This window comes from Methylotetracoccus oryzae (assembly GCF_006175985.1).
Taxonomy (GTDB): Bacteria; Pseudomonadota; Gammaproteobacteria; order Methylococcales; family Methylococcaceae; genus Methylotetracoccus; species Methylotetracoccus oryzae.
Genome location: NZ_SRSH01000018.1, coordinates 1 through 15,123 on the forward strand (window position 1 = coordinate 1; position 15,123 = coordinate 15,123).

Genomic DNA, 15,123 nt, shown 5'->3' on the forward strand with positions numbered 1-15,123 from the left:
AATCCGGGCGGAAATCGCCCTCTCAAACGCGGAATTTGCGTCACTAAAGTCCATTTTCGACGCCTGATTCTCCGCGGGATGCGTCCTTGCGCGTCAACTCGGAATTGTTCAGAGGTTCCCTAAAGGGATGGAAATGCTTGGCGACGGGAATATTTCGATCGACAGCTTTGTCGGGTGCTCCGGTCACTCGACGGGTTGAGGGGCGCAAAAGGCAGATGCCCGCTTATGGCCGACAGCACGCATACGGCATCGTGCCCGAAAGCTGCCTTCCCAGAATTCGCCGAACATCCTGACTCCGTTCAACAACCACTGAGTCTGTCATGGAAACCATTACCAAGCGCGAAGCATGGAACAAGGGCAAACTCGTCGGCCAAAAGCCGCCTCTTAAGCCGAAGGACATCTGGGCCATCCGCATCCACCTGCAGAACCGGCATGCGGTTCGGGACCTTGCGATGTTCAACTTAGCGATCGACAGCAAGTTGCGCGGCTGCGATCTGGTTAGCGTACGGGTGCGGGACATTTCCCACGGAAGCCAGATTCTTCCACGGGCGATGGTGATCCAGAAGAAGACGCAACGGCCGGTTCAGTTTGAACTAACGGAGCCGACCCGGTCGGCGGTGGCGGCCTGGTTGGAGAAGGCCCATCTACGGGGAGACCAGTACCTGTTTCCGAGCCGGGTTGGGACCTCGCCGCATGTCTCGACGCGCCAATATGCGCGCATCGTGCATCAGTGGGTTGAGGCTGCAGGTCTGGATTCATCGGCCTACGGCACCCATTCGATGCGGCGCTGATTTACAAGCGAACGAAGAACCTCAGAGCCGTTCAGTTGTTGCTCGGCCACAGCAAACTTTAAAGCACAGTGCGCTACCTCGGCATCGAAGTCGATGACGCATTGGAAATCTCCGAGCAGACCGAGATTTAGGCGTGTATTACGCGGCCACGAGGTCGATCCCCTGTGGCCGCTTTCCGGCATCACGGGCGATGCGTGCTGCCGGCCAGGTCCGGTCGTTCGGCCAAAGAGGACGCGGGTCATTCAAACGACCGCAGCACCCCATTAGTCGCCTCACACGTGCACGTTCTGAGCTAACGTTTCTCGGCCTCAGCGATCGACGCCGCACTTCACCCAAGGGTTTGAGAGCGTGTTACGGCGATTCGTCGCGAGTGGCTTGGCGCCGATGGCCGGAGGCAGATGGCAAACCCGCGCTTGTCGGGAGGTCAGGCCGCCGGCCGATGCTGAGCCCAACCGCGAGACGCAACCGCGCAGCGATTGGTGGCCCGCCGCTTGGCTTCGTCGCAATGGGGATTCCCGCAAACGGTTTCGAGGGCGACGGCGCATTTCAGGTGCCCAGGACGCGGCTGCTTGCGGACGAAGGCAGACCGCGCCAGATGGTAGCTCGGGTCCGGACCCCAGAAGTTGCGGTTCATTTCCGCCAGTTCCTCGAGCCGGTATTGTTCCAGCGGCTTGACCGACTCATCGGCCTCGCGCTCTGCTCGCTTCCGGCTGAGATGGGCCTCCACATCTGTGCTGCATGCCAGGTTTTCGGCAATGCGGACGATTTGATCCTGGAAACGGCCAAAACTGCCGTTCCCGAGATCGTCCTGAATGACAATGTCGTCGATCAGCCCGATCGACTTGGCCTCGTGCACGCTGATGGGCAGACACTGCTCCGTCAATTGTTCCGCAACGGCGACGCCGACCCGCTTCGGCAGCGAATAGGTCCAGTATTCCGAGCCATACAAACCGCCCATGCCCCGGTAATGTGGGTTCAAGACGATCCCTTCACGCGCCAAGACCCGGTCCGCGCCCAGGGCCATCATGACCCCACCGGCACCGGCACTGCCGTACATCGCCGCGATCGTAAGATGATCCGTTGTGGTCAGCAGACTCAGTACGAAGTCGTCCATCGCCTGGATGTTCGCCCATGACTCTTCTGCGGGGTCGTGCGCGGCTTCGATCAGGTTCAGATGAACCCCATTGGACCAGAAATCCTGACCGCCAAATAGCACGATGACTTTGGTGGGGCGTTGCCGCGCGTACCGCACGGCCTCGTCCAGACGCCGACAGTGGTCGGTCCCCATCGCACCATTGTAGAAACGGAAGTTGACGTAGCCGACCTCGTTGCGCTCTTCGTACCAGATGTCGCGGAAGGTCGCGCTGCGGGTTTCGGCGTGGATAGGCACCGGAATTTCAGGAACTTCCGTCAACTGTTTGGCCAAGACCATCGCAGCGGGTAACTTGAAATACTCGTCCGGACGTGCGCCCTTTTGCTTCAGGTGTGAGATCCAGACCGCTCCGTCGACCGCCGCCCGACAGACGGCGCCGTGGCGCTGTGCGATGATCTCACCCGGCTTTCCGACCAGCGTGCCTTCTTCGTGCGCGCCATACAGATAGACCGGAAGGCCGCCGATTTCATCCAGTACGCCCGGTGCACCGTCGCCGGAGCGGATCTTCCGCAGAATGGTTTCGACCGGATCGCTGGTCCAGTCGATCTGCCGTGCCCCGGCTTTCACTAACGGACGATAGCGGCCCCGCACATTCGGGCGGGAGTAGTCCAGCGGTGCCGGCACGAACAGTCCACTTTCGAAGCGCCGGACCGCGACCAGCATGGCCTTGACCGCCGCGCGCGTCACCTCGTCCCGGTACAGGCTACTCTTGCTGGCCGCCCGCATTTTGAATTCGTAGGTGGCCCAGATAGGGCCTGAATCGACGTGCTCGGCCGCCTGGACCGCGGTGACACCCCATTCCTGCTCTTCGTTCAGGATCGCCCAGTCGAGCGAGTTGGCGCCACGATCCCCGACGATCCCGGGATGCAGGATAATGCAGGTGTGCTGTTCCCAGATGTCACGGGGAATCACTTGGGCCAGCATCGGGCAGAGCACCAACTCGGGCTGAAACTGACGTACGGCGTCCCGCATGGCATCGCCGGTCGTGCCGACCGCCACCCCCAGTGTATGCCCCAGGGCCTTCAGTTCGATATGGGCATGTTGCGTCAGGCTGTTGTAGGCGCTCGAGAGTAATAGGATGCGCATGATCTGAACTCCTTGTGAATTTATTGTTGTGGTGTTGAGGCCGGGGGCGATGAACTAAGCCACGACGACGGCAGCAACCCCTGGAATGGGTAACGCGAGAGGCGGACTGGCTGGTCGCGTGGGCCATGGGCCGGCTTCAGTCCAGGAAGCAAGGGCTGGCTCCGAACCGCTGGATTGCCGATTCGCCCAGGCCAGGAAGGTGTTGTGTAGCAACATCGCGACGGTAACGGCCCCCACGCCGCCCGGTACCGGGGTAATGAACGAAGCGCGTTTGGCGGCTTCCTCAAACTCCACATCACCGACCAGTTTGCCGTCGATACGGTGGATGCCGACATCGATCACCACGGCCCCGTGTTTGATCCACGCCCCCTTAATGGCGCGTGGCACCCCGACAGCCGCTACGACCAGATCGGCTTGGCTGACGGCTGCGGGCACATCGCTCCGGCGATGGCAGATCGTCGCGGTCGCATGGGCAGCCAGCAGCAACATCGCCATGGGCTTGCCGACGATGTTGCTGCGGCCGACGATCACCGCTCGCTTGCCGGCCAGTTCGAAGCCAATGTCGTCAAGTAGCCGCATGACCCCCAGTGGCGTGCAGGGGCGCAGGCCGGCGAGGCCCTGGAACAGCCGTCCCGCATTCACCGGATGGCGGCCCTCGACGTCTTTGTCCGGATCGATCACTGCGGCCAATGCATCGGCATTCAAATGGGCCGCGAGCGGCAACTGCAACAAAATCCCGTGGATGGCCGGATCCCGGTTCAACTCAGTGATCCGTTCGCGCAATTCGCGTTCGGACACGCGGGACTCGAACAGATGTTCGCGATAGGCAAAGCCCACGCTGTGTGCTGCACGCTCCTTCTGGCGCGCGTAGGCGACGCAGGCCGGGTCATCGCCCACACGAATGACCGCCAGCCCCGGGACCCCTTGTTTCCATTCCTTCAGTCTGGCCACGTCGCGTTCGATCTGCTGCAGCATCTTGGCTCGAATGCGACTCCCGTCGATTAGTTGTGCGCTCATTACGATTCCCCCGTTGTGATGCCGAGTCCGCTATGCCTGCATGACCGGCCCGGCTTTCCCAATGGCAGTGGCGGCCGGCGCCCTCATCCGTTGAGGAGGATCGTCCTCCGCCTCGACCAAAAACTTCAACGTGCCCACAGTGCGCCCAACACCATCCAGGATCGCGCGGTGAATCAAACCGGCAAAGGGTCTCAGGTACAGCTCCAGCTGCTTTAGCTCGAAGGTGAAAGAGAGCAGGGTCGCCGACCCGTACGAGGCAGCCTCTTCGATCAGGTAGTCGCAGCGGTAGGGGCTCGACACACCCTCGAAACCGATGCGGCGACCGGGTTCGAACACCGTGACCGCAAAAACCGATTCGGAGCGGTGACCCAGATCGATGCGGACCTGCCGTGCGCGCGTCCCCACCCGCACGGGGCCCGGGCTGATCTGCTTTAGTTCCTGGACTTCCGACGACCAGCGCGGATAGTTTGCGAAGAACTGTTCTCCAATGAAGCGGAATACCGCTTGAGGGCGCCGATGGACCACGACACTTGCGTGCTCGACCACCCGTACGTCTTCGTTAAATGGAAACATGGCAAACCCCCTGCTGTGCTGTGAGCTAACGGTGGTCCGCGCCCGATGCGGACCCCCTGAACCGGCGCAGTGTCCTGTGGACTGTTGCGCCGGGGGCGTCGATTGCCCTCCTGTCGCTGACCGGTGTGAACGCTTCGCCGCATCTTCCTGGATGCTGCGGCGCACGGGCCAGGCCTTCAAAATGAATTGACAGAGGCCTTGAGCGTCGCGGCGTGCCTGCCTGTCACCGTCGGTGTCGCTTCCGCCTCATTCCGGCCGAATCGTGCGCGATAGTCCTGGGGACTGATGCCCAGGTTGCGGATGAATGACCTCCGCATCCGTTCGGCATCGCCGAAGCCTGCCATGACGGCAACGGTTTCGATTCGATCGTTGGTCATACCGAGAAAATGGCGTGCCGCGTCGATCCGGGCCTTTTCGACGAACTTGGCCGGCGTCAGACCAGTTTCGGTCTGGAAGATGCGCGCAAAGTTGCGGGGACTCATCGCCATCCGTTCGGCAAGCAGGTCGTTGCAGAGATCTTCGGCGGGATGCTCCATGATCCACATTTGCAGTGCCCGCACGTCGCCATGAGCCGTCGCATCGCTGACCAGGTAGCCGCTGAACTGCGACTGGCCACCCGGTCGTTGGAGGAAGACGACCATGTAACGCGCCAGCAGCAAAGCCTGCTCTCGGCCCCAATCTTCCTCGACCAGGGCCAACGTCAGATCAATGCCTGACGTGATGCCGCCCGAAGTGGAGATCGGACCGTCCCGCAAAAAAATGCGATCGGGTTCGACCGCGACCCTGGGATAATCGGCGGCCAAGCGCTCGCAATAAGCCCAATGGGTGGTCGCTCGCCGCCCGTCAAGGAGACCGGCTTCGGCCAACAGGAAGGCGCCGGTGCAAACTGAGACCAGTCGCCTCACGCGGCCGGACATGCTGCAAACCCATGCCCGCAACGACGGGTCGGACAGCACATATGCCACATCCGGGGCGCCTGGGATCAACAAGGTGTCGATCTCATCCGTGAACTCATCGTAGGCGCAGTCGGCATAAATTCGAAGGCCACACGACGCCGTGACCGGCCCCGTCCTTTTGGCGATGATTCTGATCGGATAGACGGCCTCATTGGCGATGCCGGAGCGTTGAAAACCGAAGTTGGTCAGGGCGAATCCTTCCATCGGTCCGGCCAGATCGAGGATTTCCACGCCGTCGAACGCGACGATGCCGATGGGTCTAATCGTTGGTTTCGACGCTTGATCTGGTGGGATGGCATGTTGGCTCACGGCGTAGTCCTCACACGGCATGGTCATTTTCGTCAGTACGCCGAGCGAGTCTGGCTTGGCTCCCGCAGACCCGGCGTATTGGGCTGGATCCCAGGTTGTGCCTTCCCGAGTCTTTCCACAATGACAGAGTGCCCTCGATTTCCGCCAACGGTTCCTTTGACTTCACCGCTGCGCGGCTAGACATCGCCAGGGAGCCCGCTCACGCTCTACGGGCCCTTAAAGCCATAAGCGGTAAGTGGCGGAGCCCTGTTGGAGGTCGCGGTTGGCCATCACGATCAGGGAAGCGAGGCCGGACTAAATGCGAACGTCAACCATGGCGTTGATTTATGATTTCAATGAAAGCAAAAGCTTCGGAAGGGACGTTACGTTACGTTAAAGGGGGGCGTTGACGGTTGTGACAGGTTTTTTCGGGGAAACCGAGTTAGCGCGGCTCAGCCTAGTCCCATGAGTTTGCGGTTGAGGACCGAGTCCGGTGCTACGATGGCATACTCCCTACGGACATTGGACCCGATCCATTAAGCGGCTGCACGGCCGCAGTTGACTAGCGAGCGTAAACGGCCCTTTTGGCCGCGGAATGGGCGGCTAGCTTGTGATTCCGTGTGGCCGGTTCAGTCTGAAACGGGTCATCCGATGTTAGTCTTGGCGACGGACCGCTTTGGGTCGCAAGCCACCGTCGCTAGATCAGAAAAGCTGCCGTTCTACCGTCCCGACGCCCGTACGGCAGCAAAGCGGCACATTGCCGACTCGCACGGACCGGAAGCCGAACGTCAGTACTGGCCGAGGACCTGCCGGCTAGCTTGCGAAACCGCATGACGGCTTCAAGCCGATTTGCTGCCCCGCAGGATCTGCCAGCCGGCCGTGGGCGACAGGCGATGAAGGGATGGGCAGAGAGGTGGTGCACGTCACGGCGCTGGTATCCCACTCCAGAAGCCGACCGCAGGCATCACATTCTCTTTCAGCTACCCCTCTATCAACCGATTCAGTGGCGTTACTTTCCTCCGAACCGGGGCTCGGCATAGGCCAATCCGAGCGAGGTTGCTACCCTACCCGTTATGTCACGCCGCATTGCCCACCTGGACATGGACGCGTTCTACGCCTCGGTGGAGCTGCTGCGCTATCCTCAGCTCAGAGGCTCACCGGTGGTGGTCGGGGGACGGCGACCCGCGCTACCGCCCGACACCGCATTGGCCGATTTCCCCCGGCTGCGCGCCTATGTCGGCCGTGGCGTGGCTACGACGGCCAACTACGAGGCACGGGCCTTGGGTGTCCGCTCCGCCATGGGGCTCATGAAGGCGGCAGTCCTGGCGCCCGATGCAATCCTCCTCCCGGCCGATTTTGAGGAGTACCGGCGTTACTCACACCTCTTCAAGGCTGCCGTCGCGGCCATCGCGCCGCACCTCGAAAACCGCAGTATCGACGAGATCTATATCGACTTGACCGCCGTGCCCGGCGAGACGGTATGGGTGGCACAGCGCCTCAAGGACCAGGTGCGTGCGGCCACTGGACTGTCCTGTTCCATTGGCGTGGCCCCGAACAAACTCTTGGCCAAGATCGCTTCGGAGTTGGATAAGCCCGATGGCTTGACCGTCCTGACACGGGAGGACCTGCCCATCCGCATCTGGCCCCTGCCCCCGCGGGCCATCCCCGGGATCGGTCCGAAGGCCAGCGACAAGCTCGAACAACTGGGCCTGCGAACCATTGGCGACCTGGCCCAAGCCGCCGTGCCGTGGCTGATGCAACAGTTCGGCCCGCGCTATGGCCTGTGGCTCAGCCAAGCAGCCCAGGGCGTGGATGAACGGCCGGTCGTGCAGGTCAGTGAACCCAAGTCGATCAGCCGTGAGACGACCTTTGCGCGGGATTTGGATCCGCGCGCCGATCGACCGGCACTGACGCAGATCCTGACGGCGCTCTGTGACGGGGTCAGTCGGGATCTGATCCGGAAAGGCTACCGGGGAAAGACGATCGGCATCAAGCTGCGTTACCAGGACTTCCGTACCATTACGCGCGCCCACACCCTGGCGGCGGCGACCGATGATCCCGGCGTGATTCTCAGCACCGCCCGGGCGTGCCTCAAACGCGTGCCGCTGGGTCATCCTTTGCGACTCCTCGGGATTCGGGCGTCGGCCCTAAACCGCATCGCGGCTGCGAGCGAATCGAACGCTGCCGCAGGCGGTTTATTTGCCGATGACCGGGACGATGGCTGAGCCCTGGGCTTCACGCAATGGGCCTCATCAGCAGCCCCTTTGGGCTGTTCGAAGGGTTTGCGGCGAGGGTGTGTACCAGGAAAGGCAGTCGCCCCTGTGGATAACTTTTTTCACACTTAAATGATTAGAAAAGGATTAAAGAAAGATTAGCAAGGCGAAAACGGCTGCCGGCAAACGGGCTGGAGGCCACGGCTGGCGCGGCTTTGCGCATGGTTGGCCAATCCTTCCCGCGTCGGTCGTATGCCGTGGTTGGCGTCGGTCGTATGCCGTGTCGGCGTCGGTCGTATGCCGTGCTCGGGCCGTTTCCGTCGGTCGTATGCCGTGCCCGCGTCGGTCGTATGCCGTGCCTGTCTGTGGATAACTTTTTACCCCAAGGGTCATGCCGCACCGGCGTGGCGGACGCGCCTCACTAGGCCGTTGTCGCTACTGCTCAGCCCGCCTCCGTCGCAACACCCCCCACTCGGGTTGCGCTGTGTGTTCTATGCTCCGAGTAACCACCTTGTTGTCCCTGATCACACCACGCGGCGAGGGAGCGCTCCGATGTCTACCCGGATACTGATCGTCGAAGACGAATTGGCGCTGGCCGAGGCCATTGCGTATCGCCTCGCCGAGGACGGCTTCCAACCCGAGATCCGCACCACCGGGGCCGAGGCGCTGGCGGCGCTCCGAGCATCCCCGTTCGATCTGCTCCTGTTGGATATCGGGTTGCCCGATACCAACGGCTTCGATCTGTTACACACACTGCGGGGCTTCTGCAACGTGCCGAACATCTTCCTGACCGCCCGCGCGCAGGAAGTCGATCGGATTGCCGGCCTGGAGCTCGGCGCCGACGATTACATCACCAAGCCCTTCAGCCTGCGGGAACTCATCGCGCGGGTGCGCTCGGTGCTGCGGCGTGCCCGCCGCGAACCGAGCGGGCTCCCCGACCCGCCCAGCGCGTTCAGCGTCGACGCCGAACGGCGGCGGATTCGTTATCACGGCCATACGCTGTCCCTGACCCGGTTCGAGTACGACCTCCTCGCCGCACTCCTGAAACGTCCCGGCCGCATCTTCAACCGGGAAGAGTTGCTGCAGCAGGTCTGGGACCATCCCGAAGCGCGCTGTGATCGCGCGGTGGATGCACACATCAAGGCCCTGCGGGCCAAGCTGCAGGCGGTATGGCCCGGGCCTGACGTGATCCGCACCCATCGCGGGCTGGGTTATGCCCTAGAAGAGGACTCCACGGTATGCGCCGCCGCGTGAGCCTGGGCCTGCTGCTGGCCTGTGAAGTCCTGCTGGCCGTCTTGATCAGCCACGAGGCCAGTGATCTGGAGCAGCGTTACCGCCGCTCGGCGGAAGCGCTCCTGACCGACACCGCGCGCTGGATCGCCGCGGTGTTGGCGCCGGATCTGCAGACCGGCACGGTCAGCGCCGAGCGCCTACAGCAACTGCTCGCGCCCGGGCAGCACGCGGGTGCCCCTCTGCCCGATCTGCGCATCCGGCTGACCGACCAGACCGGCCGCGCCCTGTTCGATTCGCTCAGTCGCGGCCGCCGGGCGGCTCCGGACCCAGCGGACGCGCCGACCGCCTTGCTGGTCGTGGCGACCCCGATTGTCTGGCACCAAGCCGTGATTGGCGAAGTCCGCGTCGGCACGCCCTTGGCCGGGCTTGCGTTGGCCCAGGACAGCGCGCGGCGCCATTTCTTCCTCGGCGGGCTGTACATCGGCTTGGCCCTGATCGCCATCGCCGTGGCGTTCACCCTCTGGTGGCTGCGCCCGTTGGATCTGATCCTTGAATACCTGGCCGCCGTGCGGCGGCACCAATTCCGCGCCTTGCCGAACCTCAGCCGCAGTACCCTGGGCTGGTGCGGGGCGGTGTTGGACGCGATGCGCGATGCGCTGGCGGGACGCGACTACGTCGAGGAGTATGTGCAGGCGTTGACCCATGAACTGCGAACCCCCTTGGCGACGATTCGGGCCCACGCCGAGCTGCTGGAAGGGCCGCTCCCTGCCCGGCAGCAGCGCCGTTGCCTGACCCATATCGACGCGGCGACGGGCCGGATCCAGTCTGTGGTCGATCGCTTGCTGGAGCTGACCGCGTTGGAGAAGCGGCGCCGGTTGTCGGACCGGCAACGGGTCAGTCTGGCCCAGGTGCTGGCCGAGGCGGCCGACACGTTGACGGTGGAATTACGGACCAAACACCTAACGCTGACCCGGGTCGTATCGGCCACGGCGAGCGTGCGCGGTCAGCAGGCCCTGTTGGTCTGTGCGGTGGTCAATCTGCTGCAGAACGCGATCGCGTTTTCACCGGAGTCGGGGGCGATCGAGGTGGCCCTGACCGACGCCGGCGACGCGGTCGAACTGACGCTGCACGATCACGGGCCGGGTATCCCGGACTATGCCCACGAGCGGCTGTTCGAGCATTTCTACTCGTTACCCCGACCCGACGGTCAGCCCCGCAGCACCGGCTTGGGGCTGACCCTGGTGCGGGAGATTGCCGAGTTGCATCACGGTCAGGTCGAGGTCACCAATCACCCCGACGGCGGCGCCATCGCGCGCCTGCGCTTGCCGAAGGTGTAACCGGCACGCGGGCAACCGCGCCGTTTCTTCACACGGTCTTCACACTTCCGCGCGGAATTTGCGCGGATTTCGCATCCGGCGTTCACACAGCGGGTGGATGCTGTCGGCCTCGTCAACCGAATCGAGGCCATTCCGATGTATCACGCTGTCTCCGTCTACCCGCCTTCCGACCAGGCGCCGGGCCTCTGGTCTGGGCTCGGCACCTGCTTCATTTCGCCTCCGAAAACAGAAATCCCGGGAAAGCGGTCGATTCTGGTGAGCTTTCGCCCGCACAAGGGCGCGACGCACCGGTACAGTCGGAACCCGCTAGCCAACCGACCTGACCGCTGAGGCCTGCTTGATGGATGCCGATATTTACGACCTCAACATGCTGTTTCTGCAGAAGGCCCGCGAATGGCTGGTCTCCGGTCAGGAGCACAAGGCGCGGTTGCTCCTGGGCGTGACCCCGGACGCGGCCGCGGCGCTAAGCCGCCTCCCGCTTTCGGCACTGCGGGATCTCGCGGCCTCGCATGTGCTGTGCTACACCCTGCGCTTACCGCCGCAGCTGTGGCGGGAACTGGCGCGGCAAGAATCGGCGCAGCGCTGTGCCGACCACTTGCGCTGGCAGGTATTGGCAGCAGCCACCCGGAGCAACGATGACCCCATCGCTCCATAGACACCGGCAGCGGACGCTCGCCTTGCAGTTGTTGCAGCGGCGATTGCGGTCGACGCCAGTGCAGCACCTCACAGGACTGCCGATCAACGAAGTCCGAGCGCTGCACCGAGCGGTGCATGGGGTCTCAGCGGCCTCCGGCCCACTGCATCACGCCGCCAGCCTGATGGTCAATCGGCGGGTTCAAGCGCAACTGTCGGTCTACGCGCTGCTGTATCGCCGCCTGGCTGACGCCAACGCGCTGCAGACCATCGATACCGACGCGTTGATCCGCAGCTACGACCTGTTTGTGGAACTAGGCGGTCAGCGGCCAGAGACGAGCGCCGGGCGGGAGTTCCATTTCACGGCGGCCTATGTGCTGGTTCGCGATCTCTGCGCCGGAGCGGTCCACCTCCTGCCGTGTGGTTCCTGCGGGATTAGCTATCTCGTCGCCGCGGAGGCACCGGTCCCGCCGACCTGCCCGTTCTGTCCGCGGCGGGCACCACGACCGCGCGCACGCGGTCTCGACACGAGCCACTACAGGCCGCAGGAACGGGGGGAAAACTCATGACCTCGTGCCTAATGAGTCCCAAGTGTGTGCGGTCTTCGTGGCCACCGTCTGAGATTGAACCCAGCGACCGGCCATTCTGCCCCCTGAGGGCCACACCAAATCCGCAAAGAAAGAGACGCCATCAGAACTCATCCCACCGACACTATCCATGACTGCCCTGAGCATTTCGAACATCGCCGTGCGGCAGGACGCCGCTGGCCGCTATTGTCTGAACGATCTCCACCGAGCCGCTGGCGCTGAGCGCCGGCACCAGCCAGCCAAATGGCTGATCACCCAGCAAGCGCTGGAGTTGATCGCTGAAATCGAGAAAACCGGAATTCTGGTTATCCACGCAAAACAAGGTGTTGGCACCTTCGTCGGGAAAGAGTTGGTGTATGCCTATGCGATGTGGATCAGCCCGATCTTTCACCTGAAGGTCATTCGCGCCTACGACGCGCTGGTGACGCAGCCGCCAAGCACGAGGGATCCGATCCAGTGGTTGAGCGATCCCGCGACGATGCGGCGCCTGCTCCTGAACTACTGCGACCAAGTGCTGGACCTGGAACAAAGAGTCCAGAGTCTCGCCCCGAGGGCGAACGCCCTCGGCCGTCTGGCGGAGGCCCAGGGTTCGTGCTGTCTCACCGACGCGGCGAAAGCCTTGCAGATACGACCCAAAGATTTGATCCAGTGGCTGTTGGCGCAGCGCTGGATCTATCGCCGGAGCGGCGGTGCCGCCTACCTCGCCCACCAACCCCGGATTCAAGCGGGCTTGGTCACGATGAAGATCGTCGCGGTGCCACGGAGTGACGGCACTGCTCGGATCGTGGAGCAGGTCCGCATTACCGCCAAAGGCCTGGCCCGGCTGGGTGAGTTGGTGCCGACCCAGCCGCAACGGGTCGCACAATGATGGCAGACACCCCATGAGCACCCCGCCCCGCATTCTCCGCATGCGCGACGCCCCGGGCTATCTCGGGATGTCGCCACGAACATTCAACACGGTCGTGCGGCCCTATCTCACGGAGTTGCCCGTCGGCGACGGCGGTATTGGTTGGGACCGGCTTGACCTCGACGCTTGGGTGGATGAGCATAAACGCCGCAACGGGCGTCCAGCCACCCACTTGGAGGACACCCCATGTCAAAGAAGAGAACGACGCGCGGACTCAGAAAGCGCGGTGAAACGTGGCATATCCAGAAAACCATCTGCGGACAGCTCGTTTGCGAAAGCACTGGAACGAGTGACCTCACGGAAGCGGAACGCTACCTCGCGTTGAGGATGGAGGAAATTCGGAGAACCACGCTCTATGGTGAACGGAAAGGGCACTCCCTGGAGGAGGCGGCCGCGCGCTACCTCATGGAGAATGCCGAGCAGCGCGGCATCGCCCGACAGGGTTATGCGCTGCGCCCGGTGGTCGATTGGTTTGGCGGAGAGGTACGCCTCTCGCAGCTCAACGGCGAGACCCTGCAGCCCTATGTGCAGGCGCGGTTGGCTCAGGTCAGTACCGGCACCGTCGTACGCGAACTGGGTGCCCTGAAGGCAGTCCTGCGTAAGGCGGCCAGCGTCTGGCGGGATACCAATGGCGTGACTTGGCTCGAGCGAGCGCCCGACATGCCCTCCGTCAAGGTGATTGCACGGAAACCTCGACCGATCACCTGGCAAGAGCAGGAGGTCCTGTTCAAGCAGTTGCCCGACTACCTGGCCTGCATGGCCTTGTTTGCCGTCAACACTGGCTGCCGAGATCAGGAGATCTGCGGGCTACGCTGGGAATGGGAACATGCCATGGACGACCGTTCGGTGTTCATCCTGCCGGAGACGATCACCAAGAACGGGGAGGAAAAAATGGTGCCGCTGAACCGCATCGCACAATCGGTGGTTGATGCCGAACGCGGAAAGTCCAACGAGTGGGTGTTCACCTATCGGGGACACCGGATCGATCGGATGAACAACCGGGCCTGGAAAATAGAACGCGCGGGCGTGGAGTTATCGGATGTTCGCGTCCACGATCTGCGCCACACCTTCGCGGTGCGGTTGCGGGATGCGGGCCTTCCCATGGAGGACATCCAAGACCTGCTTGGGCACAAACGGCGAACCGTGACGCACCATTATTCACGGGCCACGTTGGAACGCTTGTTTCACTGTGTGGACCTACTGACGAACGTGTCGAATCGTCCGTCTGCAGTCCTGCGCCGCGTGTACCAAGCCGCCTAAACGGGGCAAAATCGGGGCAAGGCTTTTGAAAATGGTGGGCGGTGTAGGGTTCGAACCTACGACCCCTGCCGTGTGAAGGCAGTGCTCTCCCGCTGAGCTAACCGCCCGCATGTGCGGCCGTAGAGGTTCGCAAATTCCAGCGGTCCATGTCAAGACATTACATCAACGAATGCTGCTGCCTGCATTTGGTCGCGGAAGCAGAAATCGGATCGAAACGGCCGACCGGAGATTCGCGTTCCTGCCGGGGCCTGGTCTCTTCCATGAGGCCCCTTCACACCACGCTGGTAGCCTAGGTGGCACAGCGCCACCTCACTGTCGGTCCAACTTCAACTGGTTGACGTCCTCGGAAGATCGGTGCTCGGCCACGCGCTCCTTGGGCTTCAAGGTCAGTTTGGCAATCCCGGTCCACGAAGCCATGAACAGCACCATGGCCAGCGAGGTGACGGTCAATCGATCGGGATATTTCATGAAAAACAAAACCCACTTCGGTTTGATCAACCCGACGATCAGGATGACGACCGACGCCACAGCGCATATTTTCAGAAATAACAACATATTCCGTAATCCTCATTGAATCTGAGATGCTTCCGCAGCGTGCTTGATGCCACCACGCGTCCAGTACGCACGTCGCACTGCACTTCTACCCTCGCACCGACCGCGATATGACCCCTGGCAACCACCAAAAATTCCCTTGGAGTTCCGTCACCAAACCGCGCATCGTCTAATCGCCCGTCCGGCGCGAGGCCGGGCCCGGTTCGACATTGCGCCGGCGGCGCCGTATTATTCCACGGTTTTTTGGCTGGCAAAAAGACGATCATCATGGAAGCACCGTTAGCGGAACTGCTGCTCTCAGGCGTGAACCTGATGCTGATTGGAATGGGGATCGTCTTCTCGTTCCTGCTGCTGCTGGTCTGGATCATTCAACGCACCCATGGCCTGCTTGTGCGCTGGGAAGCAAAGGCTGCGGCCCCTGCCGAGGAGCCGCAACTGCTCGCCAATAGCGGCGGCCCTGACAATCAGGCCGTGGTCGCCGCCATCATAGCTGCGGTCCATCAGCACGAACACCGCACCAACGGGGAGAACTGAACG

General features: G+C 62.6%; 14 protein-coding genes and 1 tRNA gene. 9 read left to right on the forward strand and 6 right to left on the reverse strand.

What is annotated here, in order from left to right; translation table 11 throughout:
* Positions 1-320 precede the first annotated feature (320 nt).
* The gene (locus BWR02_RS16430; RefSeq protein WP_236102336.1) at positions 321-791 is read left to right on the forward strand and encodes a tyrosine-type recombinase/integrase; all 471 of its coding nucleotides are present in this window, start codon (positions 321-323) and stop codon (positions 789-791) included.
* Between the two features lie 424 nt (positions 792-1,215).
* Here the strand turns inward: BWR02_RS16430 and BWR02_RS16435 are convergent, their stop codons facing one another.
* The 4 genes from BWR02_RS16435 to BWR02_RS16450 form a co-directional block, all read right to left on the reverse strand.
* The gene (locus tag BWR02_RS16435) at positions 1,216-3,030 is read right to left on the reverse strand and encodes a hydrogenase maturation protein (RefSeq protein WP_139559009.1); all 1,815 of its coding nucleotides are present in this window, start codon (positions 3,028-3,030) and stop codon (positions 1,216-1,218) included.
* 54 nt (positions 3,031-3,084) lie between these two features.
* Positions 3,085-4,047: a bifunctional 5,10-methylenetetrahydrofolate dehydrogenase/5,10-methenyltetrahydrofolate cyclohydrolase gene (locus BWR02_RS16440; protein ID WP_139559010.1), complete on the reverse strand. Its 963-nt coding sequence runs from the start codon at positions 4,045-4,047 to the stop codon at positions 3,085-3,087.
* 30 nt (positions 4,048-4,077) lie between these two features.
* Positions 4,078-4,620: an SRPBCC family protein gene (locus tag BWR02_RS16445; protein ID WP_139559011.1), complete on the reverse strand. Its 543-nt coding sequence runs from the start codon at positions 4,618-4,620 to the stop codon at positions 4,078-4,080.
* A gap of 176 nt (positions 4,621-4,796) precedes the next feature.
* A complete protein-coding gene (locus BWR02_RS16450) occupies positions 4,797-5,885 on the reverse strand; it encodes a GlxA family transcriptional regulator (RefSeq protein WP_236102338.1) in 1,089 nt (362 codons plus the stop codon).
* 1,052 nt (positions 5,886-6,937) lie between these two features.
* Here BWR02_RS16450 and dinB point away from each other — a divergent pair.
* From dinB to BWR02_RS16485, 7 genes are all read left to right on the forward strand, one after another.
* Positions 6,938-8,089: a DNA polymerase IV gene (gene dinB / locus BWR02_RS16455; protein WP_139559013.1), complete on the forward strand. Its 1,152-nt coding sequence runs from the start codon at positions 6,938-6,940 to the stop codon at positions 8,087-8,089.
* 540 nt (positions 8,090-8,629) lie between these two features.
* Positions 8,630-9,331, forward strand: a complete 702-nt coding sequence (creB, locus tag BWR02_RS16460) for a two-component system response regulator CreB (protein ID WP_139559014.1) — start codon at positions 8,630-8,632, stop codon at positions 9,329-9,331.
* On the forward strand, positions 9,316-10,647 hold the full coding sequence (locus tag BWR02_RS16465) for an ATP-binding protein (RefSeq protein ID WP_139559015.1): 1,332 nt from the start codon (positions 9,316-9,318) through the stop codon (positions 10,645-10,647). Before creB ends, BWR02_RS16465 begins: the two co-directional genes overlap by 16 nt.
* Before the next feature lie 340 nt (positions 10,648-10,987).
* Positions 10,988-11,302, forward strand: a complete 315-nt coding sequence (locus tag BWR02_RS16470) for a flagellar transcriptional regulator FlhD (RefSeq protein WP_139559016.1) — start codon at positions 10,988-10,990, stop codon at positions 11,300-11,302.
* Positions 11,283-11,849, forward strand: coding sequence for a FlhC family transcriptional regulator (locus BWR02_RS16475; protein WP_162560198.1), 567 nt, complete (start codon positions 11,283-11,285; stop codon positions 11,847-11,849). Before BWR02_RS16470 ends, BWR02_RS16475 begins: the two co-directional genes overlap by 20 nt.
* A 148-nt stretch (positions 11,850-11,997) precedes the next feature.
* The gene (locus BWR02_RS20955; RefSeq protein ID WP_162560199.1) at positions 11,998-12,735 is read left to right on the forward strand and encodes a phage antirepressor KilAC domain-containing protein; all 738 of its coding nucleotides are present in this window, start codon (positions 11,998-12,000) and stop codon (positions 12,733-12,735) included.
* Between the two features lie 225 nt (positions 12,736-12,960).
* On the forward strand, positions 12,961-14,034 hold the full coding sequence (locus tag BWR02_RS16485) for a tyrosine-type recombinase/integrase (RefSeq protein WP_139559018.1): 1,074 nt from the start codon (positions 12,961-12,963) through the stop codon (positions 14,032-14,034).
* A 32-nt stretch (positions 14,035-14,066) separates the two neighbouring features.
* Here the strand turns inward: BWR02_RS16485 and BWR02_RS16490 are convergent.
* Together BWR02_RS16490 and BWR02_RS16495 are read right to left on the reverse strand one after the other, a co-directional pair.
* Positions 14,067-14,141 (reverse strand) — tRNA-Val (locus BWR02_RS16490).
* Between the two features lie 202 nt (positions 14,142-14,343).
* The gene (locus BWR02_RS16495) at positions 14,344-14,589 is read right to left on the reverse strand and encodes a hypothetical protein (RefSeq protein WP_129883959.1); all 246 of its coding nucleotides are present in this window, start codon (positions 14,587-14,589) and stop codon (positions 14,344-14,346) included.
* Between the two features lie 240 nt (positions 14,590-14,829).
* On the opposite strand from BWR02_RS16495, the gene BWR02_RS16500 reads away from it, so the two are divergent.
* The gene (locus BWR02_RS16500; RefSeq protein ID WP_162560200.1) at positions 14,830-15,120 is read left to right on the forward strand and encodes an OadG family protein; all 291 of its coding nucleotides are present in this window, start codon (positions 14,830-14,832) and stop codon (positions 15,118-15,120) included.
* The last annotated feature ends 3 nt before the right edge of the window (positions 15,121-15,123 follow it).

What these genes read in the sequence shown, in the direction of transcription:
- BWR02_RS16430 (WP_236102336.1), top strand. Translation starts at nt 321, where the DNA reads ATGGAAACCATTACCAAGCGCGAAGCATGGAACAAGGGCAAACTCGTC.
- BWR02_RS16435 (WP_139559009.1), bottom strand. Translation starts at nt 3,030, where the DNA reads ATGCGCATCCTATTACTCTCGAGCGCCTACAACAGCCTGACGCAACAT.
- BWR02_RS16440 (WP_139559010.1), bottom strand. Translation starts at nt 4,047, where the DNA reads ATGAGCGCACAACTAATCGACGGGAGTCGCATTCGAGCCAAGATGCTG.
- BWR02_RS16445 (WP_139559011.1), bottom strand. Translation starts at nt 4,620, where the DNA reads ATGTTTCCATTTAACGAAGACGTACGGGTGGTCGAGCACGCAAGTGTC.
- dinB (WP_139559013.1), top strand. Translation starts at nt 6,938, where the DNA reads ATGTCACGCCGCATTGCCCACCTGGACATGGACGCGTTCTACGCCTCG.
- creB (WP_139559014.1), top strand. Translation starts at nt 8,630, where the DNA reads ATGTCTACCCGGATACTGATCGTCGAAGACGAATTGGCGCTGGCCGAG.
- BWR02_RS16465 (WP_139559015.1), top strand. Translation starts at nt 9,316, where the DNA reads ATGCGCCGCCGCGTGAGCCTGGGCCTGCTGCTGGCCTGTGAAGTCCTG.
- BWR02_RS16470 (WP_139559016.1), top strand. Translation starts at nt 10,988, where the DNA reads ATGGATGCCGATATTTACGACCTCAACATGCTGTTTCTGCAGAAGGCC.
- BWR02_RS16475 (WP_162560198.1), top strand. Translation starts at nt 11,283, where the DNA reads ATGACCCCATCGCTCCATAGACACCGGCAGCGGACGCTCGCCTTGCAG.
- BWR02_RS20955 (WP_162560199.1), top strand. Translation starts at nt 11,998, where the DNA reads ATGACTGCCCTGAGCATTTCGAACATCGCCGTGCGGCAGGACGCCGCT.
- BWR02_RS16485 (WP_139559018.1), top strand. Translation starts at nt 12,961, where the DNA reads ATGTCAAAGAAGAGAACGACGCGCGGACTCAGAAAGCGCGGTGAAACG.
- BWR02_RS16495 (WP_129883959.1), bottom strand. Translation starts at nt 14,589, where the DNA reads ATGTTGTTATTTCTGAAAATATGCGCTGTGGCGTCGGTCGTCATCCTG.